General features: G+C 74.8%; 14 protein-coding genes and 3 tRNA genes. 12 read left to right on the top strand and 5 right to left on the bottom strand.

Annotated features, from left to right (window positions below; all coding sequences use genetic code 11):
• The first annotated feature begins 173 nt into the window (after positions 1-173).
• The 3 genes from ACZ7BZ_RS03365 (at position 174) to ACZ7BZ_RS03355 (ending at position 3,543) form a co-directional block, all read left to right on the top strand.
• Positions 174-1,538 (top strand): FAD-binding oxidoreductase, encoded by a 1,365-nt coding sequence (locus ACZ7BZ_RS03365; protein ID WP_470356906.1) that lies wholly within the window; start codon positions 174-176, stop codon positions 1,536-1,538.
• A 470-nt stretch (positions 1,539-2,008) separates the two neighbouring features.
• Positions 2,009-2,338 carry a hypothetical protein gene (locus tag ACZ7BZ_RS03360; protein ID WP_470356905.1) on the top strand — a complete coding sequence of 110 codons (330 nt, stop codon included), beginning with the start codon at positions 2,009-2,011 and terminating at the stop codon, positions 2,336-2,338.
• 428 nt (positions 2,339-2,766) lie between these two features.
• Complete coding sequence (locus ACZ7BZ_RS03355; protein ID WP_470356904.1) at positions 2,767-3,543, top strand: pyridoxal 5'-phosphate synthase; 777 nt, start codon at positions 2,767-2,769, stop codon at positions 3,541-3,543.
• Between the two features lie 85 nt (positions 3,544-3,628).
• Here ACZ7BZ_RS03355 and ACZ7BZ_RS03350 read toward each other — a convergent pair whose 3' ends face one another.
• Positions 3,629-4,690 (bottom strand): EamA family transporter, encoded by a 1,062-nt coding sequence (locus ACZ7BZ_RS03350; RefSeq protein ID WP_470356903.1) that lies wholly within the window; start codon positions 4,688-4,690, stop codon positions 3,629-3,631.
• 152 nt (positions 4,691-4,842) lie between these two features.
• On the opposite strand from ACZ7BZ_RS03350, the gene ACZ7BZ_RS03345 reads away from it, so the two are divergent.
• From ACZ7BZ_RS03345 to ACZ7BZ_RS03335, 3 genes are all read left to right on the top strand, one after another.
• Entirely contained in the window at positions 4,843-5,712 is an 870-nt protein-coding gene (locus tag ACZ7BZ_RS03345; RefSeq protein WP_470356902.1) for a DUF1906 domain-containing protein, read from the top strand.
• A 46-nt stretch (positions 5,713-5,758) separates the two neighbouring features.
• Positions 5,759-6,958 carry a hypothetical protein gene (locus ACZ7BZ_RS03340; protein WP_470356901.1) on the top strand — a complete coding sequence of 400 codons (1,200 nt, stop codon included), beginning with the start codon at positions 5,759-5,761 and terminating at the stop codon, positions 6,956-6,958.
• A 199-nt stretch (positions 6,959-7,157) separates the two neighbouring features.
• Positions 7,158-8,819 (top strand): long-chain fatty acid--CoA ligase, encoded by a 1,662-nt coding sequence (locus ACZ7BZ_RS03335; RefSeq protein ID WP_470356900.1) that lies wholly within the window; start codon positions 7,158-7,160, stop codon positions 8,817-8,819.
• A gap of 78 nt (positions 8,820-8,897) precedes the next feature.
• Here ACZ7BZ_RS03335 and ACZ7BZ_RS03330 read toward each other — a convergent pair whose 3' ends face one another.
• A complete protein-coding gene (locus ACZ7BZ_RS03330) occupies positions 8,898-12,341 on the bottom strand; it encodes a PAS domain-containing protein (protein ID WP_470356899.1) in 3,444 nt (1,147 codons plus the stop codon).
• A 178-nt stretch (positions 12,342-12,519) separates the two neighbouring features.
• On the opposite strand from ACZ7BZ_RS03330, the gene ACZ7BZ_RS03325 reads away from it, so the two are divergent.
• The 3 genes from ACZ7BZ_RS03325 to ACZ7BZ_RS03315 all read left to right on the top strand — a co-directional run bounded on the left by ACZ7BZ_RS03325 (position 12,520) and on the right by ACZ7BZ_RS03315 (position 12,991).
• Positions 12,520-12,610, top strand: a tRNA-Ser gene (locus ACZ7BZ_RS03325).
• 198 nt (positions 12,611-12,808) lie between these two features.
• Positions 12,809-12,884, top strand: a tRNA-Arg gene (locus ACZ7BZ_RS03320).
• A 31-nt stretch (positions 12,885-12,915) separates the two neighbouring features.
• Positions 12,916-12,991 (top strand) — tRNA-Arg (locus ACZ7BZ_RS03315).
• Positions 12,992-13,059: 68 nt separating this feature from the next.
• Here the strand turns inward: ACZ7BZ_RS03315 and ACZ7BZ_RS03310 are convergent.
• Together ACZ7BZ_RS03310 and ACZ7BZ_RS03305 are read right to left on the bottom strand one after the other, a co-directional pair.
• Positions 13,060-14,262, bottom strand: coding sequence for a globin domain-containing protein (locus tag ACZ7BZ_RS03310; protein WP_470356898.1), 1,203 nt, complete (start codon positions 14,260-14,262; stop codon positions 13,060-13,062).
• Positions 14,263-14,275: 13 nt separating this feature from the next.
• The gene (locus tag ACZ7BZ_RS03305; protein WP_470356897.1) at positions 14,276-14,671 is read right to left on the bottom strand and encodes a globin domain-containing protein; all 396 of its coding nucleotides are present in this window, start codon (positions 14,669-14,671) and stop codon (positions 14,276-14,278) included.
• A gap of 361 nt (positions 14,672-15,032) precedes the next feature.
• Here ACZ7BZ_RS03305 and ACZ7BZ_RS03300 point away from each other — a divergent pair, with 361 nt between their 5' ends.
• The 3 genes from ACZ7BZ_RS03300 to ACZ7BZ_RS03290 all read left to right on the top strand — a co-directional run bounded on the left by ACZ7BZ_RS03300 (position 15,033) and on the right by ACZ7BZ_RS03290 (position 20,385).
• On the top strand, positions 15,033-17,933 hold the full coding sequence (locus ACZ7BZ_RS03300) for an Ig-like domain-containing protein (RefSeq protein WP_470356896.1): 2,901 nt from the start codon (positions 15,033-15,035) through the stop codon (positions 17,931-17,933).
• Between the two features lie 257 nt (positions 17,934-18,190).
• Positions 18,191-19,402 (top strand): SPFH domain-containing protein, encoded by a 1,212-nt coding sequence (locus ACZ7BZ_RS03295; RefSeq protein WP_470356895.1) that lies wholly within the window; start codon positions 18,191-18,193, stop codon positions 19,400-19,402.
• Complete coding sequence (locus tag ACZ7BZ_RS03290; protein WP_470356894.1) at positions 19,399-20,385, top strand: C40 family peptidase; 987 nt, start codon at positions 19,399-19,401, stop codon at positions 20,383-20,385. The genes ACZ7BZ_RS03295 and ACZ7BZ_RS03290 overlap by 4 nt, the downstream gene beginning before the upstream one ends.
• A gap of 57 nt (positions 20,386-20,442) precedes the next feature.
• On the opposite strand, the gene ACZ7BZ_RS03285 is transcribed toward ACZ7BZ_RS03290, so the two are convergent.
• Positions 20,443-21,396 (bottom strand): aldo/keto reductase, encoded by a 954-nt coding sequence (locus ACZ7BZ_RS03285; RefSeq protein WP_470356893.1) that lies wholly within the window; start codon positions 21,394-21,396, stop codon positions 20,443-20,445.
• Positions 21,397-21,479: the final 83 nt, after the last annotated feature.

Below are 21,479 nucleotides of genomic sequence, written 5' to 3'. Positions count from 1 at the left end.
CTTGGTTGCAGGAACTGTTGACGCTGCCGCAGGGCGTCGCTCACGCTGCGCCGTGCCCTCGCCACCCCGGCCGTGTGCCGGGCCCGGCCCGGGGGCGAGGCCCACTTGCCCGCCCCCGGCCCGGCGGGCAGAGTGCGGAGGTGGCGGCGGTGCGGTGGCGAGTGGAGGCGGCGATGGGTGATCTGACGGACCGGCTGGCGCAGGGACTCCCGGCCGGGGCGGTGGTGGTGGATCCGGATGTCACCGCGGCCTACAGCCATGACATGGCGGGCTTCTGCGCCGCCGGCGCGCCCGCCGTGGTGGTGTTCCCGGAGACGGTCGAGCAGGTGCAGCACGTGCTGCGCACCGCCACCGAGCTGCGGGTGCCGGTGGTGCCGCAGGGGGCCCGGACGGGGCTGTCGGGGGCGGCGAACGCGGTCGACGGGTGCATCGTGCTGTCGCTGGTGAAACTGGACCGGATCCTGGAGATCGACCCGGTGAACCGCGTCGCGGTGGTCGAGCCGGGCGTGGTGAACGCCGAACTCGCGCGCGCCGTAGAGGAGTTCGGACTCTGCTACCCGCCGGACCCGTCCAGCTGGGAGTCCTGCACGATCGGCGGCAACATCGGTACCGGCGCGGGCGGGCTGTGCTGCGTGAAGTACGGCGTCACCAGTGAGTACGTGCTCGGGCTGGACGTGGTGCTGGCGGACGGCCGGCTGATGTCCACCGGGCGCCGGACGGCCAAGGGGGTGGCCGGCTACGACCTGACCCGGCTGCTGGTCGGTTCGGAGGGGACGCTCGGGGTGGTGGTCCGGGCGGTGCTGTCGCTGCGGCCGGCGCCGGCCCCGCAGTTGGCGCTGGCGGCGGAGTTCCCGAGTGCGGACACCGCCGGTGCGGCGGTCTGCGCGGTGATGGCGAGCGGGCTGACGCCGTCGTTGATGGAGCTGATGGACGCGGTGTCCGTCCGGGCCGTCAACGAGCTGGGGCAGATGGGCCTGCCGGAGTCGACCCAGGCGCTGCTGCTGGTGGCCTTCGACGGGCCGGACCGGGAGGCCGGGCTGGCGCGGGTCGCGGAGCTGTGCCGGGAGGCCGGGGCGACCGAGGTGGTGCCGGCCGAGGACCAGGCGGAGTCCGATCTGCTGCTGGCGGCCCGGCGGCTGGCGCTGCCCGCGCTGGACCGCCTGGGCACCACGATGATCGACGACGTGGCGGTGCCGCGGTCCCGGCTGGCCGAGATGCTGAACGGCGTCGCGCGGATCGCGGAGCGGCACGCGCTGACCATCGGGGTGGTCAGCCACGCCGGGGACGGCAACACCCATCCGATCGTGATCTTCGACGGCGCGGATCCGGAGCAGGCGAAACGTGCCCAGCGCTCCTTCGACGAGATCATGGCGCTCGGCCTGGAGCTGGGTGGCACGATCACCGGCGAGCACGGGGTGGGGCTGCTCAAGCGGGACTGGCTGGCCCGTGAGCTGGGGCCGGTCGGGCTGGACCTGCAGCGGCAGGTGAAGGCGGTCTTCGATCCGCTGGGAATCCTCAATCCGGGCAAGATGGTCTGATTTTCAGAGCAACAGGATTCGTGGTCCCACCACCCTTTTCGCCATCGCTTTCTTGACCGTATTTTCCGTACGACTTTCTGATGGTCTGCACATGGCTGGAAAAGTCGACATGGAAGGGTGGTCGAACTTTTCTGGGGCGCGTTCCCTGGAGGTCTGCGCCGGGGTGGTGCGCTCGGTGGTTCGTGCGGCGCCGAAGCGCCGCTTCCCGGGACGTGCAAAGTCGCCGCCGCTCGGGTGTAGTACCAGCTCAGTAGCGGTGTGTCGGCGCCCTGTCCGAATCGACGCCCGTTATGCGCGGCTCGGGTGGATATCACGCTAACGGGCGAAAACTGCTCCGTCGGCTAGTGCTTTGTCGATTTGTTGCGGAAGTCTGTGACCCGGCGTCGCAGCCCGCAGGAGTTCGTCTGGCCGGCGAACCCCCGCATCCATGCTCGACCAATGCACGATTAACAGCTTATTTGGAGGCTCATATGGCTCGCTTCAACACCCGCCGGGTGTCCGGGATCCTGCTCGCCGCGCCGCTCGCGGCCGGCCTGCTGCTGGTGGGCGCCGGGGCCGCCGCCGCCGACAGCGGCGCGGGTGCCGCGGCCGGTTCCAACGCCGGCGTGGTGTCCAACACCGGCACCGGCAACGTGTTCGGCGGGGTCGACGGCAACTACGTCTCCACCCAGCAGACGGCCACCGGCTCCGGTGCCTCGAACCAGAACAACACCGTCGCGGTGAAGGACAACGCGGGCAACGTCCTGGCCGGCCAGGGGAACAAGAACGTCAACGTCATCTTCGCCCCGATCTTCCGCTGACCGCTTTCGGCACCACCGTCGGCGGGGGCGCCGGAGGTGGGTGGCCGTGGGTGAGCTGAGCACTGTCGAGGGCTCCGAAGGACAAGCGCATTGACCGGCCAGCGGAAAGGGTCGCCGCGAAACCGGCCTCGTGGGCGGTGCCGCCATCGGCACCGCCCACGAGTGTGTCCGGCGCCGGTCCGGACCCGCGCGCCGGTCCGGACCGGCCGCCTGTTCCCACCGGGTGCGGCCACGGGCGCGGCCACGGGCGCGCACCCGCGGCGTACCACCCCGTGCGAGCGGTCCGGATCCGTCCAACGAGGGCCCGAGCCCGGAGCCGTCGGTCCACGACGGTACGGTTGCGCTCCGACAGCGCTCCCACGTGGCCGGGCCCGGAACGGACGGCCCGGCCGGGGCGACGACCGCGGCAATCGGAAGGAAGGCGCGCGATGGCGGCGGAGGACGAGGGCCTGACCGGCCCGGACGGGGCCAGGCCCGCACCGGAGCCGCAGCCGGAGGCGTGCCCGGCGCCACTGGACGAGCGCCGGCCCGAACCGCGGTCCGTCCCCGAACTGCTGCTCGGCCGCCCGCCGATGGCCCGTCCGCTGCCCTCCTTCGACCACGAGGCCGCCCCCGCCGAGCCCGGCCCGCTGTTCCTGCACTGGCTCGCCACCGCGCTGGACGCCGGGGTGCTGGACCCGCAGGCCCTCACCCTCTCCACGGTCGATGCCGACGGCATGCCGGACGCCCGGGTGCTGGTGCTGCGCGACGTCGACGCGGCCGGCACCGGCTGGAACTTCTCCGCTGCCGCCGACAGCCCCAAGGGCCGTCAGCTCGCCCACCACCCGGCCGCCGCGCTGTCCGTCTACTGGCCGCAACTGGGCCGCCAGGTGCGGGTCCGCGGCACCGTCGAGCGGGCCGCCGATCTGGTCGCCGCCGCCGAGTTCGCCACCCGCTCGCCGGCCGCCCGGATCGGCGCGCTGGTCGGCCGGCAGAGCGAGCTGCTGGGCGGGCTGACCGAGTACGACGAGGCGGTGGCGGTCGCCCGGCGCCGGCTGGAGGCCACCCCGGACGCCGTCGCGCCCGGCCACGCGGTCTACACCCTGTGGGCGCACGAGGTGGAGTTCTGGCAGGGCGACGCCCAGCGCCGGCACGTCCGGCTGCGCTACACCCGCACCGGCCCGGTCCGTGCGCCGGAGTGGTCGCGCACCCTGCTCTGGCCGTAAGCGCGGTAAGCGCCGCAAGCGCGGTAAGGGCTGTAAGCCGTCGTACAGGCCGACGTCCGGGGCCGGGCCGGTCAGCGCGGCCTGGTCAGCGCCGCCCGGCCAGCGTGGCCCCCACGCTGGCCGCCACCACGCAGCCGATCCCGGCCAGCTGCGCCGCGCCCAGCAGCTGGCCGAGCACCACCAGCCCGACCAGCGCGCTGACCGCCGGCTCCAGGCTGACCAGCACGCTGAACACCCGCTGGGGCATCCGGCGCAGCGCCGTCATCTCCAGCGCGTACGGGAGCACCGGCAGCAGCAGCGCGACCCCGGCCGCCGAGGCGAGCAGCAGCAGCGGGGAGGCGCCGGGCGCGGTGAGCCCGTCCCAGGCCTGGCCGAGCCCGAACGGCGCGAGGGCCAGCGCGCCGACCGTCATCGACACCGCCAGGCCCTGGAAGCCCTGGAAGGTGGCGCCGACCTTGTCGGTGAACAGGATGTAGACCGCGTAGCAGGCCGCGGCGCCGAAGGCGTACAGCAGGCCGACCGGGTCGAGCGAGCCGCCGCCCTCCCCCTCACCGAGCAGGGTCAGCAGGAGGACGCCGACCCCGGCGAGCAGTGCCCAGAGCAGGTGGCTGGCGCGGCGGGCGAAGACCAGGGCGACCGCGAGCGGGCCGAGGAACTCGATGGTCGCGGCGGTGCCCATCGGCAGCCGGTCGATCGCCCCGGCGAACAGGAAGGTCATCCCGGCCGAGGCGACGCCGAGCAGCGCGGCCGCGGCGAGGTCGCGCGGGCGCTTGTCGCGCAGCCTGGGCCGGGTGACGGCGAGCAGGATGACCGCGGCGAAGCCCAGGCGCAGGAAGGTGGTGCCGCTGACCCCGAGCGGGCCGAACAGCGGTTTGGACAGCGCGATGCCGGTCTGCACCAGGAACATCGCGACCAGACACAGAAGCGGCGCCGGGATTCGCTCCGGGCGCCGCAGGGCCTTGCCGAACCGGCCGGTTCGGCCGGTTCGCACCCCGGGGGGCGCCGCGGAGCCGGGCTCCCCACCTCGTCGCCAGCTGCCCCGCTCGCCGGCAGGCTCGCCCTTGGGGGCGGGCGGCATGGCAAGGGCCTCGGCGACGGCGGCGGCCGAGGTGGGGACAGCGGTTTCGCTGCTGTGGGAGGTGGGCATGCTAACGAGTTTGCCGTAAGGAGTGACAAAGCAGCAAGCTCGTTACCAGAATCGGGACGGATGTGGACGGGCGCACCCGAAAGGGTGGTCCCGCAGGGCCCCTGCGGCGTGGTGGACGCGTTCGTCCGATGGTCCGTCAGTATCAAGGCCGGATGCGCTACCTCCGCCCGGCGGCCGTCCTGGCCGCCTCCCTCGTGCTCATGTTGGCCACCGACGGGACGGGCGTGAGCGCCGAAGCCTCCGCTCCCGCCGCCGCCGTCCCGCGCATCCGCACCGTCACGCTCCCCGACCGGATCGGCCCGCCCCGGTTCCGCGACAACTGGAGCGGCACCGCCTTCGACGCCTGCACCGCGCCCCCGGCCGAGACCCTGCGGGCTTGGCGCGCCGCCTCGCCGTACGGGGCGGTCGGCATCTACGTCAGCGGCTCCCAGCGCGGCTGTGCCCAGCCCCGGCTCACCGCGGACTGGATCCGCCAGGCGCGCGCGGCCGGCTGGCGCTTCCTGCCGGTGCACGTCGGCCTGCAGGCGCCGTGTGCCGACCCGAGCCGCAAGCCCAAGCGGATCGACCCGGCCAAGGCCGTCGAGCAGGGCCGGGACGAGGCCGGCGAGGCCGTGCGCGCGATGCGCTCGCTCGGGCTCGGCAAGGGCGGCCCGGTTTACCTGGACATCGAGGCCTACTCGATGCACGACGCCGCCTGCGGGCAGGCCGTGGTCGACTTCGCCCTCGGCTGGACCCAGGCCCTGCACTCGGCGGGCTACCGCTCCGGCCTCTACTCCAGCCTCGACTCCGGCGTCGCCGACCTGGCCGCCGCCGCCCGGGCCGGCAGCTCCCCGCTCCCCGACGCGGTCTGGTACGCCCGCTGGGACGATCACGCCGACACCGCCGGCGCCGGACCGCTCACTCCGGACCTCTGGCCCTCCCGCCAGCGCGTCCACCAGTACCGCGGCAACGCCCAGGAGACCTACGCCGGCCAGACCCTCACCATCGACCGCGACCAGGTCGACGGGCCGACCGCCGGCTGACCGCCCGTCGATAGGGTGGCCGCTCACCGAGCACCCAGGGGGCGGCATGACGAACGGCCAGGAACACCCGGGCGCGGCCGGTTGCGGCGGCGGCGCACCACGGCAGGATCCGTACGGGCCGAACCCGTACGCCCAGCCGGTGCCGCCCCAGCAGAACCCGTACGCCCAGCCGGTCCCGCCACAGCAGCAGCAACCAAGGCCGCGACCAGCTACCCAACCCCCTTGCCCCGCAAGCCAGTGCGCCCCCCAGGTGCGGCCCGTCGGCCCGCTGCCGCGCCGCAACCGCGCGGTGGTGCTGCTCCAGTTCCTCCTGCAGTGGATCTACGCCCCGCTCTGGATCCTCGGCCTGGTGGCCGTCTTCGCGGTCATCATCGCGGCCGCGATCTTCTCCAACTACGGCGGCGAGGGCCCCAGCTCCGACGGCTGGCTGAGGGTCAACCGCAGCTTCATCCCGCCGCGCCGCCTGCGGGCCGAGCTCACCGGCCGCCCCGAGGACTGGGAGCGCTACGTCACCCCGGTCCTGCGCCGCCGCATCGCCGCCGCCGAGGCTAACCACGCGGCCGGCGGCGGCGAGGTGCAGCTCGACCTCGGCCGCGAGGTGTCCGTCGGACTCGCGGTGCGGCTGTACCGGGGCCTCGGCGCGGACGGCGTGGCCCGGATCGCCGAGCGGTTCGGCTGGCAGGTGGCGCCGTCCGGCACCGACGCGGAGCGGGTCCGGCTGGTCCGCCGGTTCCCCGCCCCGGCCACGGTGGGCGCGCCCTCCCCGCAGGATCCGCCGGCGGCCCCGGGCACCCCGTGGGGGCCGCAGCCGGGCCGGTTCGCACCGCTGCTGCCGGTCATCTTCCTGCTCCAGCTGGTCTACGCCCCGGTGTACGGCCTGCTCACCTTCTGGGTGGACCGCCCCGAGCCCGACTACTGGGAGCGCTGGGGCGCCCGCTGGACGGTCGGCCCGCGCGCCTTCCGCGCCGAGTTCACCGGCAGCCCCGCCGCCTGGGACCGGCACGTCCGCCGGATCCTCAAGCGCGACGCCACCCGCGAACTGGGCCGCACCGCCGACAGCTACGGCCGGCTGCTCGCCCCGGACGGCACCTTCCTGCGCCGCATCCGGCTGCACCGCGCCACCTACCGCGGCGCCGGCGCCCAGCAGGCCCTGCGGATCGCCGCCGAGCAGGGCTGGGTCCTTGACCCGGCGTACGCCCCCGACCCGGCGAACTCGCTGCGCCTCTGCCGTCCCGACCACCGCTGAGCACCACCCCACGGGAGTGGCCGGGGGAGGTGGCGGGCGAAGTGCCGGGGGAGGAACCGGGCGAATCCGTGATCCGTGCAACGGGGCCGGGATGCTGACAGCAGGCGGACGGAACGGCACAATCGGGCACGTCCGCGCGCATTACCGCCCGGTAGGTGTGCCGCGGGAGTCGCCAGTGCCGCCAGGTCGAGGAGGACCCGTGTTCAGCACGATGCAGGACGTACCACTCACCGTCACCCGAATCCTGGAACACGGATCCACGGTCCACGCCCGTTCGACCGTCACCACCTGGGACGCCACCGGCCCGGTGGTCCGGACCTACGCCGAGGTGGGCGCCCGTGCCGCGCAGCTCGCCCACGCGCTGCGCGACGAGCTCGGCGTCACGGGGGACGACCGGGTGGCGACGCTGATGTGGAACAACGACTTCCACTTGGAGGCGTACCTCGCCGTCCCCGCGATGGGCGCCGTGCTGCACACCCTGAACCTGCGGCTGCCCGCCCAGCAGCTCTCCTACATCATCGACCACGCCGCCGACCGCGTGATCATCGTCAACGGCAGCGTGCTGCCGCTGCTCGCCGCCGTGCTGCCGGCCCTCGCGCCCACGCTGAAGCACGTCGTGGTGGCCGGCCCGGGCGACCGTTCGCTGCTGGCCGGCTTCGCGGGCGGCGTGCACGACTACGACGAGCTGATCGCCGGGCGGCCCACCGACTACCCGTGGCAGCGGGACATGGACGAGCGCCAGGCCGCCGTGCTCTGCTACACCTCCGGCACCACCGGCGACCCGAAGGGCGTGCTCTACAGCCACCGGTCGATCTACCTGCACTGCATGCAGGTCAACACCGGCGACAACTTCGCCTTCACCCCGCGCGACACCGCGCTGCCGGTGGTCCCGATGTTCCACGTGAACGCCTGGGGCATCCCGCACGCCGCCTTCATGTCCGGCGCCAACCTGCTCATGCCGGATCGTTTCCTCCAGCCCAAGCCGATGGCCGAGATGATCGCCGCCGTGCGGCCCACGGTCAGCGCCGCCGTCCCCACCATCTGGAGCGGCCTGCTGGACGAGCTGGACGCCGGCGACTACGACACCTCCAGCCTGCGCATGGTGGTCATCGGCGGCAGTGCCTGCCCGCCCTCGCTGATGAAGGCCTACGACGAGCGCCACGGCATCCGGGTGCTGCACGCCTGGGGCATGACCGAGACCTCCCCGCTCGGCTCCTTCGCCCAGCCGCCCGGCGGCCTCACGCCCGAGGAGGAGTGGCCGTACCGGATCACCCAGGGCCTCTTCCCGGCCTCCGTCGAGGCCCGGCTGATCGGCCCGGGCGGCGAGCGGATGCCGCACGACGGCGTCGCCGCAGGCGAGTTGGAGGTGCGCGGTCCGTGGATCGCCGCGGCCTACTACGGCGGCGCCGGGCAGGACCCGCTCCGCCCGGAGGACAAGTTCTCCGAGGACGGCTGGCTGCGCACCGGCGACGTCGGCACCATCACCGCCGACGGCTACCTGACCCTCACCGACCGGGCCAAGGACGTCATCAAGTCGGGCGGGGAGTGGATCTCGTCCGTCGAGCTGGAGAACGCTCTGATGGGCCACCCCGAGGTGGCCGAGGCCGCCGTGGTCGCGGTGCCGGACGAGAAGTGGGGCGAGCGCCCGCTGGCCACCGTGGTGCTGCGCCCGGGCGCGACCGCCGGGCTGAAGGAGCTGCGGGCCTTCCTGGCCGAGCGGATCGCCTCCTGGCAGCTGCCGGAGCGCTGGGCGATCGTCGAGTCCGTCCCGAAGACCTCGGTCGGCAAGTTCGACAAGAAGGTGATCCGGGCCAGCTACGCGGCCGACGAGCTGGACGTCACCACGCTCGGCAAGGAGTAGCGGACACGGCGGAGGGCCGGACCGTACGGTCCGGCCCTCCGCCGTGTCTCCGGGCGGTCGGCCCGTCGTGCTCCGGCCTCAGCCCGCGGCGGCGACGCCCGCCTCGCCCATCGCGCCGACCCGCCCGAGCAGGTCGACGATCCGGGACTGGACGTCCTCGCTGGTCGAGCGCTCGGCGAGGAAGAGCACCGCCTCGCCGGTGCGCAGCCGGGGCAGCTCGCGCGGGTCGAGGTCGACCGAGGTGTAGACCACCAGCGGGGTGCGGTGCAGCCGGTCGTTGGCGCGCAGCCAGTCCAGCAGGCCGATCCGGCGGCGGCGGATCTGGAACAGGTCCATCACCACCAGGTTGGGCTGCACGCTGCTGGCCCGGGCGACGGCGTCGTTCTCGTCCACCGCGTGCTCGACGTGCATGCCGCGCCGCTCCAGGCTGCTGATCATGGCGGCGGCGATGTCCGGGTCGCCCTCCACCAGCAGCACCCGCGGCGCGTGGTGCTCGCCGTCGCGCGGGGCGAGGGCGCGCAGCAGGACGGCCGGGTCGGCGCCGTACGCGGCGTCCCGGGTGGCCTGGCCGAGGCCCGCGGTGACCAGCACCGGGACCCTGCTGTTGAGCGCCGCGGTGCGCAGCGACTGCAGCGCGGTGCGGGTGATCGGGCTGGTCAGCGGGTCGACGAAGAGCGCCGCCGGGAAGGCGTTCGCCTGGGCGTCCACCTCCTCGCGGGAGCGGACGATCACCGGCAGGTAGCCGCGCGACTGGAGGGCCTGGTTGGTGGCCGGGTCCGGCTCGGGCCAGACCAGCAGCCGGCGGGTGTTGGCCAGTTCGCCGGACCCGGTCGGCGACTGCTCGGCGTCGGGCCGGTCGCTCCGGGCGGGCGGCAGTTCGGCCATCGGGCGCGGTACGGCCGGCGGCTGCGCCGGGGCGGCGGGCGCCGGGGCGCCGACCGGCCGCGGCGGCGCGAGTTCGGCCAGTCCGCTGCCGACCGGGCGCGGGGCGCTCTGCTCCTCGGCGGCGGGCAGCGCGGGCCGGGCGGGTTCCAACGCGCCGCCGCCGACCTGCGGTGCCGGGGGGGCGTCCGGTGCTGCGGGGCCGGGCGGCACGGAGAGCCGGCGGCGGCGGCCGGTCGGCGCGGTGGCGGGCTCGGCCGGGGCCGGGGCCGGGGCCGGACCGGCGGGCAGGGCGTGCTCCAGGCCGGGGTACACCGGGGCCTCGCCCACTCCGGGCAGCGCGAAGCCGCCCGAGGAGTCCTCGGCGGAGGGCAGCGCGCGCCGTCTGCGCGGCTTGGCCTCGCCGCCGTCCTCAGCGGGGGGCGCGGCGGGCTCCCCGGCGGTGGGGGCGGGGCCGAGCGCGAGCGGTTCGCGGCCGGCGGGCCGGTTCTGCTGCGGGCGTCCGCCCTCGACGGGCACGGCGTAGGCGGGGCCGGAGCGGCCGTCGTCCTTGCCCCACGGGTCGCGCTGGGCGGCTTCCGGGGCGCTCGGGCCGCGGCGGCCGTAGGCGGGGTCGTTGCCGGTGCCGTTCCACTGCTCGGGGACGGCCCGTTCGACCCGCGCGGGGGCGTTCGGCCACTGGTCGGCCGGGACGGCGGGGGAGGGCTCGGGGGCCGGGTTCTCGGCGGCGGGCCGACCGCGGCGGCCGCGGCGCTCGGCCGGGGGCTCCTCGGCGGGGGCCCGCTCCGGCTCGGCGGCCTCGCGGGCGGGCTGCCCCTCGGCGGCGGCCGCCGGGGTGTCGGGGGTGGCCGTGCTGGCGGTCCTGCTCGCGGTGGGCTCGGCGGCCTCGCCGCTGCTGGGCAGTTGCGGGATGCCCGGCAGTTCGGGCAGGACGGCGCTGTCGCTCTCCTTGGGCCGGTCCGAGCGGCCCTCGGCGGCGGCGCGTTCGGCGGCGGCCTTCGCGGCGACCGGGTCCAGCGGCAGCTCGACCACGTACGTGGTGCCGGCCTTGCCGGGCAGCTCGTGCGGCTGGAGCACGCCGCCGTGGCGCTCGACCACCGCGCGGGCTATCGGCAGGTGGACGGGGCTGCCGCCGACGCCGGGGCCGCGGATCTCGACCCGGGCGACGTCGCCGCGCTGGGCGGCGGCCAGGACGACGGTCGGCGGTTCGGCGGGCGCGGTGGGCGCGGGCGGGTTGCCCAGGCCGGGCACCGACAGTCCGGGGACGGCCAGGCCGGGGGAGGGGGCGGTGGGGGCGTCCAGGCCGAGGCCGGTGCCGCTGACGTCGGCGACCAGGTGGGCCAGCGCCTGGGCGAGCCGGCGCTCGTCGGCGATCACCTCGACCGCGGCGGCGTGCACCGAGAAGCGCACCCGGCCCGGGCCGACCAGTTCGCCCGCCTGCTCGACGGCCCGGCGCACCACCTTGTCCAGGCCGACCGGCACCTGCCGGGCGGCTTGGGGCCCGCTCTTGGCGTCCTTGCCGTCCTTGGCGTCCTTCGTGCCCTTGGCGGCGGACTCCTTGGCGTCCTTGCCCTCGGCCGGGCCGGCCTCCCCGGCCTCGGCGCGCTGGTGCTCCAGCACGTCGTCGATCAGCTTGCCGAACCGGCGGCACTCGTCGGCGAGTCGGCGCAGGGTCCAGTTGGCCTCCGGCCAGAGCTGCCCGGCCGGGTCGGCGGCGAGGGTGTCCAGCCGCTGGTTGAGCGCGCTCAGCGCGCCGCCGAGCTCGCCCTCCAGGACGGCGGTGAGCTGCTCGTTGCGGGCGATCAGGGCGAGTTCGCGGCTGCGGTCGGTGAAGGTCATCACCGCGCCGACCAGCTGGTCGCCGTCCCGGACCGGGGCGGTGGTGAGGTCGACGGTGACCGGCCGGCCGTCCTTGCGCCACAGCACGGTGCCGCGCACCCGGTGCTTGCGCCCGGAGGTCAGGGTGTCCAGCAGCGCGGACTCCTCCAGCGCCAGCGGGGTGCCGTCGGCCCGGGAGTGCTGGATCAGCGGGTGCAGCTCGCGCCCGCCCAGCTCGCTCGCCCGGTACTCCAGGATGTGCGCGGCGGCCGGGTTGACCAGCACGCAGCGGCCCTCGAGGTCGACCCCGAGCACGCCCTCGGCGGCGGCCCGCAGGATCATCTCGGTCTGCTTGTGCTGGCGGCGCAGCTCGGCCTCGACGCCGAGCCGTCCGGAGAGGTCGCGGACCAGCAGCAGGAGCAGGTCGGAGGACGAGGAGGCGCGCGGGCCCTCGCGGTACGGCTCGTACGGGGAGCGCCCGTAGCCTTCGCCGCCGTCGGTGGCGAAGTCGTTGCCGGAGACCTCGACCGGGAAGGTCGTGCCGTCGGTGCGGTGGGCGGTCATCCGGACCGGGCGGTCCAGGGCGTCGCCGTCGCGGGTGGCCGGCCGCATCGAGCCGGGGATCCGGCTGGGGTCGAACTCGGGCAGCAGTCCGAGCACGCCCATGCCGACCAGCGAGGTGCCGGGCGCCTGTAGCGCCTGGACCGCCGCGCTGTTGGCGTCCACCACCGTGCCGTTGCTGTTCACCAGCAACAACGCGTCGGGCAGGGCGTCGAGTATGGCGTCGAGGCGAGCAGCGCCTCGGATCGGCCTGCTGCTCACGTCGACAGGTCTCCTCGGCTCAGGGCAGCTCCTCCGGAGTCGGCAGTATCTCATTCTTCTTTGCGGCAGGGACGACCCGCCTAGTAACGTGGGCGGTGGTTGGTGCCGAGCCCCACGGTTGTGGCATCATCACTGACACACGGAACGGGTCCGCAGCGCGCGGGCGTGGTCCATGTGGGGAGGCTTCGCCTAGTCCGGTCTATGGCGCCGCACTGCTAATGCGGTTTCGGGGTTATTCCTGATCGAGGGTTCAAATCCCTCAGCCTCCGCAGTCCGGGGAGCCCCGTCGACGATCTCGTCGGCGGGGCTCCCCGCATGTCCGGGGCGTGACCGTCGGCCCGGCCGGAGCAGGCCGGGAGCCGGTTCGCCGCAGGCCGGAGGGGTCGGCTCAATCGATTTCGTCCTGCGTCGCAGGTCATGTAATGTTGTCCACGCAACGCCCCGGGGGCCACGGTTCACCAGGGCGAGCGCTCATAGCTCAACGGATAGAGCACTTGACTACGGATCAAGAGGTTGCAGGTTCGAATCCTGCTGAGCGCACCAACCTCCGCAAGATCGGGTTCGCCCGTTCCTTGCGCTCATAGCTCAACGGATAGAGCACTTGACTACGGATCAAGAGGTTGCAGGTTCGAATCCTGCTGAGCGCACCAGCGAGAAGCCCCCGGCCACCGGCCGGGGGCTTCTCCGTTTCCCGGCCCCGGCCCGGTTGTGACGACGGTCACCCCAGGTCGGTCCGGTTGATCCAGGGCACGTCCCGGTGGTCCAGGAACCAGTCCGAGCTGGTCAGCGGCCGGGCCCGGTTGAAGGTGGCCGGCACCGGGTCGTGGCGGACCAGCCCGGGGGCGGCGCCCAGGGCGAGGACCAGTCCGGCGAGTTCGGAGACCAGCTCCGGCGGGCCGGAGAGGTGGACCTCCCAACCGGTGAAGTCGCCCTGTCCGTGCAGGGTCCGGCGCAGCAGCGCGGTGGTGCCGTCGGGGCCCGCCGACCGGTCGGGGGCGGCGGTCAGCACCCGCAGCCGGGGGTTGCGGGTGAGCAGTCGCCGCACGGTGTCCAGGTCGTACTGCCCGGCCGCCGAGCGGGCCGCCAGCAGGACGGTCGCCTCCCGCTCCGGCTGTCCGGCGGTGAGCTGCTCCAGCAGCGCCTTGGTCTGCCCCCAGCCGCTGCCGGCGGCGACCAGCAACAGCGGCCGGTCCGGGGCGTCGGCGAGCACGGCCTCGCCGAGCGGCGGTCCGAGCCGCAGCAGTTCGCCGGGCATCACGTCCTCCACCAGGACGGGGCTGAGCAGTCCGCCGGGCACCCGCCGTACGTGCAGTTCCAGGCTGCCGTCCGGGCGCGGCGCGTTGGCGAGCGAGTACGGCCGCCAGACCCGGGGAGCCCTGGGGCTGCTGAGGGTGAGGTACTGGCCGGCCGTGAAAGGGTACGGGCGCATCGGCGCCAGGGTGAGCACGATCAGGTCGGGGGCGGCCCGGCGGCGGGTGGCGACCTCGGCCTCCCACCAGGCCGGGTGGTGCTCCGGGAGTTCGTCGGCAGCGCCGGTCATGATCCCGGCGATCAGGGCGTAGGCCTCGGTCCAGGCCCGCTCGGTCTCCGGCGTCCAGGAGTGGCCGGAGCACTGCCGCAGCGCGGCGATCAGGCTGGCGCCGACGGCGGGGTAGTGCTCGGGCGCGGCCTGGAACTTCCGGTGGTCGCGCCCGAGCGCCCGGAGGTACTCGGTGAGCTGCTCGGGCTCGTCCAGCCGCAGCACGATCCGGGTGAGCGCGGCGAACAGCCGGTCCCGTTGCTCGTGCAGTTGGGCGGGGAAGAGCGCCCGCAGCCCGGGGTTGTGGCTGAACAGGTGGGTGTAGAAGAAGGTGGTCAGATGGTCGGCCCGGCGCTCGACGACGGCGAAGCTGGCGCGGACGACCGCGGGGTCGAAGGCCACCGGCCGCCCCCGGCTAGGCCGACCGGGCTTCGGTGAGCGCCGCGGCCATGGTGTCGCTGACCACCGCGTAGACGGCGGTCCAGGCGGCCTCGGCCTCCGGGGTCCAGTCGTCGCCGGCGTAGTGGGCCAGGGTGGCGAGCAGGCTCACGCCGACGGCCGGGAAGTGCTCCACCAACGCGCCGTACCCGGCGTGCCGCGCGCCGAGGCCGCGGAGCAGCCCGAGCATGGTGTCGGTGTCCTCGAAGTGGGTGACGAGCGCGCCGAGGGCGGCGAACAGCCGGTCCCGCTGTTCGTCCAGGTGCTCGGCGAAGAGGGGGCGTAGAGCGGGATCGTGCTCGAACAGATGCCGGTAGAAGTATTCGGTGACGACGGGGCCGTGGGGCTCTACGGCCGCGAAACTACGCTTCACGAGTACGGGGTCCACAGTCACGGGTCCCGACTCTACTGACCGGGTGGCCAATTCGAACAGAGTTCCCCGATGAATGGTCAGGTACCGGACGCTGGTGCCCGCCTAATCAGCCGGAATTCCCCCTCCTCCGCCATTCGGGTGGGCTCGGCCGTTCGCGTGGGATCCATTACCGCCTAATGGATGAAATGCATCCGATTCGGGTACATCCCGTCCTGCCGCCCGGATGACCGCCAAACGGGTGGGACGCGGCCAAAAGCCCAGGTGTCGCAGTATGACCGGTCCGGGGTCGTGATTCCGTTTTTGTCGGATCTTGTGCCCAGACTGCCCGCCACCCCGGCAGCCGACCGTGAAGGAGAGCCGGATGAGCCGACAGTTCCCCCGCACAGCTGCCGCCCTGGCCGTTCTCACGGCCGGGGCGCTGACCGGTTGGAGCGCCCCGCTCTCGGCGGCACAGCAGTCCCCTGACGCCTGGTCGGGCGAGCACCGGGCGGTGCTGCCGTCCGGCCTCTCCGTCCAGCTCGACCTCACCGGAGCGGACGGCGCGGCCGTCACCGCCGAGCCCGGCCGGCTGGCCGACCGTTCCGGCGGGGGGCGGGCCACCGCGGTCTACGCGGACGGGAAGCGCCCCGGGGACGCCGCCCTGACCTTCGGCCTCACCCCCGACCAGCCGCGGACGGAAGGTTCCTGGCGCACCGTCGGAACCCTCCGGGTCGGCTTCTCCCGGCCGGTCCGCAACCCCCGGCTGCACCTCAGCGGACTGGCTGCGGTCGCCACCGGGACGTCCGGCACCACCAGCACCGCCGCCCGACTGACCCTCATCGGCGGTTCGCCCGCCGTCCCCACCCTGGTCGGGCGCACCGACTGGCCCGGCTGGACGGTCGACGGCGGCTCCCTCGCCCCCGCCGGGAGCGACGGCAGCATCGACGGCGCCGCCGGCTCCGCCGCCGAAGGCACCCTGGAACTCGCCGGGACGGTCCGCACCGCGGAGTTCCGGGTCGAGCAGCGCTCCACCGCGCGGGGCGGGAGCACCACCGCCCCGCCGCTCCTGCGCCAGGCCTACACCGTCACGGTGGACGAGGACCTCGGTACCGCGCCGCAGGCCTACGGCAACGCCTCGCACGTGGTCTCCGACCTGTTCCTGGGCGCCGACGCGGCCTCCCCGCCGCGCCGGGACCGGAGCCGGCCCGGCGGCAGCACGGGCGACGAGCCGCTGGTCGAGCTGGACCACGGCGCGGTCCGGCGCGGCAACCCCTTCGCCAGCACGGCAGCCGGCCCGCCGCCCCCCAAGCTCCAGCCCGGCCGCAGCGAGTACCAGGGCGCCGACCCGTCGATCGGCTTCCCCGACCAGGCCGCCATCGGCCGCTACTACCGGGTCACCGTCCCGGTGGCGGTGGGCGACCAGCCCGCCACCCTGGCCGGCTGGATCGACTTCGACCACAGCGGCCGCTTCGACCCCGCCGACCGGGTGCAGACCGAGATCCCGGCCGGCGCCGACACCGCGACCCTGGAGTGGACCGTCCCGGTCGGCGCGGCCTCCGGCGAGACCTGGGCCCGGCTGCGGCTCGGCCGCGACACCAGCCAGCTCGTCCCCTCCGGCGGCTTCGCCGACTCGGGGGAGGTCACCGACCAGCGGATCAAGCTGACCGTCGGTGCCGCCCGGCCCGAGATCGCCGAGCCCGTCGACGGCACCGTGCTGGCCGAGGCCCGCCCGCAGATCCGCGGCGAGGGCGCCGTCGCGGGAGCCTCGGTGGAGGTCCGGGACGGCGACGCGACGCTCTGCCGGGCCAAGGTCGAACGCGGCGGCGACTGGTCCTGCCGCCCCGGCAGCGCGCTCGCGGCCGGGCCGCACGCCCTCACCCCGGTGGAGACCACCAGCGGGGGCGTGGTGCTGCGCGGCGAGCCGGCCAAGGTCACCGTGAAGACCACGCCGCCGACCGCCCCCGTGCTCACCCTCCCCGCGTACACCAATGATCCCGGGCTGCAGCTCACCGGCACCGGCGAGGCCGGCAGCACCGTCTCGGTCACCGACAGGTCCACCACCTCCGAACTGTGCAGCAGCGCCGTCCGGACCGCCGGCGAGTGGTCCTGCCTGCCGGTCGAGAACCTGGCGGACGGCAGCCACCAGCTCACCCCGGTCGCCGTCGACGCCGCCGGGAACCGGACGTCCGGGCAGCCGGTCGCCCTGGTCGTGGACACCGTGCCGCCGGACAAGCCGGTGCTCACCTCCCCGGCCTCCGGCGAGGTGCTGCGGGCCGGCCGGCCGAAGCTCACCGGGCTGGCCGAACCCGGCGCGAACGTGCTGGTCACGGCGGCTCCGGCGGCGGGCTCCGGCGACCGGACGGTGCTCTGCGGGGCCACGGCGGCGCTGGACGGGAGCTGGAGCTGCACCGCCAACCGGGACGTGGCGGACGGGGAGCAGTGGCTGACGGTCACGGTGACCGACCGCGCGGGGAACGGGACTTCGGCGGATCCCGTGCGGGTGCGGGTGCAGGCGGTCGTGGCGCCCGGTCCGGTGGCCTCTTCGAGTCCGGTGGCGTCGGCGACCCCATCCGCGACTCCATCCGAGACCGCGTCGGCGTCGGCCTCGGCTTCGGCGTCGGTCAGTGCAACGCCCGGTGCCACGGCGTCCGTTGGGGCGAGTGTGAGTCCGAGCGTGAGGCCGGGCACGAGCCCGAATGCCGGTCCGAGCGCGACGGCGTCGGTGGGGGCCTCGCCGAGACCCTCCGGTGCGCCGGAAGCGCCCTCGGCGGCGCCCACGGTCGGGGGCGGGTCGCCGAGCCCGACCGAGGTCCCGGCGCTCCGGCCGATCCCCCCGGGGCTGCTGCCGATCACCGTCCCGCCGGCCGTGCCGCCGGTGGTCGGGGCCCCGGTGAAGCCCTCGGCGCCGGTGCCGCCGGTGCCGTCCGTCCCTGCGACTCCTGCTGTTCCGACGCCATCCACCGCCCCCGGCTCCTCGGGCCGTCCGACAGTCCCGTTCGTTCCCGCCGTCTCGGCCCCGTCGTCCGGCGGTGCCGCCCCGTCCCCGGGGGTCCCGTCGACCGTCGCCGCCGAGCCGCTGTCGGCCGCTGACCGGGGCGAACCCCGGACGGGCGGGACCGCCGCCCGTCTGCTGCCCGCACCCCCGCTCGAGGGGGCGGCGGCCGGCCGGCCCCGGGAGGCCCGCTGGCACGGCCTGCTCGCCGGGGTGCTGCTGGTGCTCGCCGGGATCGGGCTGATCACCCGCCGGGTGTTCGCCCGTGGATCCGGTGCCCGACGGCGCTGACCTGCGCCGAACCGTCCCGACTGTCCGCTCATGTGCCTGCGCGTCAGGTCAGCTGTGGCGATTCGTCAGTAAATGTCGACACACCTCGGCTCAAATGTCGCATTTGATGACGTATGAACTTAGCCTGACTTTGGCACTGCCCGTCAGATCCGGGCCGCCCGTTGCGCGACACACCAGACCCAGAGGATCCGTGCATGGACGTCACCCGCGATTCTTCGCAGCGACCCGAGAACCTGCCCAAGTCGTTCCCGCCGGTCTTGCCGGAACGTTCCGCCTCCGGCGCCAGCCCGCTGGCCAAGGTCTCGACCGGCAAGGCCGCCAAGGCGGCGGGACCGGTCGACGCCGGTCCGGCGACCGCTCCGCTGGCGGTCGTCCCCGGTCCGTCCCCGGCCGACGCCGCCGACCTGCGGGACCCGCTGGAGGTGGCCGCCCCGGAGACCGTCGAACTCCCCGAGGCCGGCCAGGCCGGAGCTCCCGCCGCCGCCACCTCGCGCCGCCCCCCGCGGGCGGACCAGGCGCTGCGCGAGCACACCGCCGGCGCACTGCCGGGCTGGGTCGCGCTGCTGGTGGTGCTGCTCGGCCTGGCCGGCGTGGTGTACGTGCTGCTGCGCACCGGCGTCATCCCGCGCTGGGACGCCCTGCCCGAACTGCGCGGCCCCGCCGCCCTGGCCAGTGGCCGGGCCGAGGTGGACGCCCAGGCGATCGCCGGGGCCAGCGCGGCCGGTCTGCTGGTGGTGTGCGCGCTGGCCGGCCTGCTGGCCAACGCCGGCGGTGAGACCCGGGTGCTGACCCGCTGGGGCCGCTACCGGGGCACGGTGCGCCGGACCGGGCTGGTCTGGGTCTACCCGCTGCTGCGCCGCCGCCGGGTCGACGTGCGGCTGCGGCACTGGCGCAGCGAGCCGGTCAAGGTGGTCGACCGCACCGGCACCCCGATCATCGTCCGGCTGCTGATCGTCTGGCGGGTCAAGGACACCGCGCGGGCGCTGCTGGCGATCGAGGACCACGAGAGCTACCTGCGCGAGCAGGTCCAGGCGGTGCTCACCCGCACCGCCTCCATCCTGCCGTGCGACAGCAACGCGGCCCCCGGGCCGGCCCTGCGCGACGGGCAGTGGTTCGCCGACGAGATGACCCGGGCGCTGGCCGCCGAGGCCGCCCCGGCGGGCCTGGAGGTCTACTCGGTGCAGCCGCTGGCGCTGGACTACGCGCCCGAGGTGGCCGAGTCGATGCGCCGCCGCCGGCTCGCCGACCTCGACGCGGGCCTGCGGACCGTGCTGGTCGACGACGCGGTGGAGGCGGCGGCGCTGGCCGTCCGCCGGCTGGAACGCGCTACCGCGCACGAACTGGACGAGGCCGCCCGCAGCGCGCTGATGGAACAGCTGCTGGTCGCCTTCGTCGCCCCGGCCGGAGTGGCCGCCTCGGTACCGCCCCCGGCCGCCCGTGCCGGGCGGAAGGAAGGACGACCCGCATGAGGATAGCCACCGGCGCGTACGCCGAACCGGGCACCGGCCCAGACGCCGACCCCGGCCTGATCGGCTTCGAGGAGCGCCTCGGCAGCATCCCCCCGATCACGGGCTGCGGCTGCCCGAACTGCGCCGCCCGGCCGCGCACCGCCCGCGCCGCCGTGGCGGGCGGCGGCAGCCGAATACACCGGGCCGTGCGGAGCACCTGCCTGGCCACCACCGTGCTGGCGGGCGCCGGCGCGGTCGGCCTCACGGCGGGAGCCGGATCCGCGCACGCCGCGGCCGGCAAGCAGGGCTGGGACGGGTCGAAGTACTGGTTCAGGAACGGTGCCGGTGAGTGGCGCTGGACCAGTCACTACGACGTCTACGTCAGCCGCACCGGGAAGTCCGGCGGCTCCTCCGGATCCGCCGGCCAGGCCGTCTCGAACGGCTCGGCCTCCTCCTGGGGCCCGCGCCAGGGCTGGGACGGATCGAAGTACTGGTTCAAGAACGGTGCCGGTGAGTGGCGCTGGACCAGCCACTACGACGTCTACGTCAGCCGCACCGGGAAGTCCGGCGGCTCCGGCGGTTCGGACCAGGCGTCCGGCCAGTCGGACAGCCGGCCCCCGCGGGGCGGCTCGTCGTCCACCGGGAGCACCGAGTCGGCCGTCGACTACGCGCTCGCCCAGCTGGGCAAGCCGTACGTCTGGGGCGGCAACGGCCCGTCCGGATACGACTGCTCCGGGCTGGTCCAGCAGGCCTACCGGCGCAGCGGGATAAGCCTGCCGCGGGTGGCCGACGACCAGTACGCGGCCACCACGCCGATCAGCGCGGGGCAGCTGCGCCGCGGTGACCTGGTGTTCTGGTCGGACAGCGGGCGGGCCTCGGGGATCCACCACGTGGGGATCTACCTGGGCGGCGGCACGTTCGTGGAGGCGCCGCGGCCGGGAAAGACCGTCCGGATATCGACGCTCGACTCCGGCTACTACCCGACCCACTTCGGGCGGCCGTAGCCGGGAAGCACCCGGGGCCCCCGACAACACACCGCTGTCGGGGGCCCCGGCGCGGCATCAGGCGGAGGCCGCGTCCAGCAGTGCGGTCTGCTCGGGGGCGAGCTTCAGCGTGGCGCCGGCCAGCAGCGGGGGCAGCTGGTCGACGGTGCGGGCGCTGGCGATCGGGGCGGCGACCGTCGGGCGGGCGGCGAGCCAGGCCAGGGCGACCCCGGCGGGTTCGACTCCGTGCTCGGCGGCCACCGCGTCCAGGGCCGCCAGGACCCTGGGGCCGCGCGGCTCGGCCAGGTAGCGGGCTGCGCCCTCGGCCCGGGCGCTGTCGACCCCGGCGCCGCCCGGACGGTACTTGCCGGTCAGGAAGCCGGAGGCGAGCGCGTAGTAGGGCACGGTGGCCAGGCCGTGCTGGGCGACCACGTCGGCCAGCGGGCCCTCGAAGGTGTCCCGGGAGACCAGGTTGTAGTGCGGCTGGACCGCGACGTACTTGGCCAGGCCCTCGCGCTCGGCGAAGGCGAGCGCCTCGGCGAGCCGCTCGGCGGAGATGTTGGAGGCGGCGACCGCCCGGACCTTGCCGGCGCGGACCAGCTCGTCCAGGGCCGTCACGAACTCCTCGACCGGGGTGTCGTCGTCCCGGTGGGTGTAGTACAGGTCGATGTGGTCGACGCCGAGGCGCCGGAGCGAGCCCTCCACCGAGGCCTTGATGTTGGCCGCGCCCAGGCCGTTCGCCTCCGGGTGCGCGCCGACCTTGGTGGCGATCACGATCGAGTCCCGGTTGCCCCGGCTGCGCAGCCAGTCGCCGATCACCGTCTCGGACTCGCCGCCGACGTTGCCGGGGGCCCAGGCCGAGTAGACGTCGGCGGTGTCGATGAAGTTGCCGCCTGCGGCGGCGTAGGCGTCCAGCACCGCGAAGGACTGCTGTTCATCGGCCGTCCAGCCGAAGACGTTGCCGCCGAGGGAGAGCGGGTGGACGGACAGGTCGGAGGTGCCGAGGCGGACCCGGCTCTGGTTTCCGGTCATGATCCCAGTCAACCCGCTTGCGCGGCAGCGCATTCCGTCGGTCACACGGATTTCACGATCCGGTCGTACCGCCGTCGTACGGG

The organism is Kitasatospora sp. NPDC036934 (assembly GCF_055608425.1).
The sequence above is the reverse complement of the archived record's forward strand: the minus strand, read 5'-3'. Positions and strand labels throughout refer to the sequence as shown.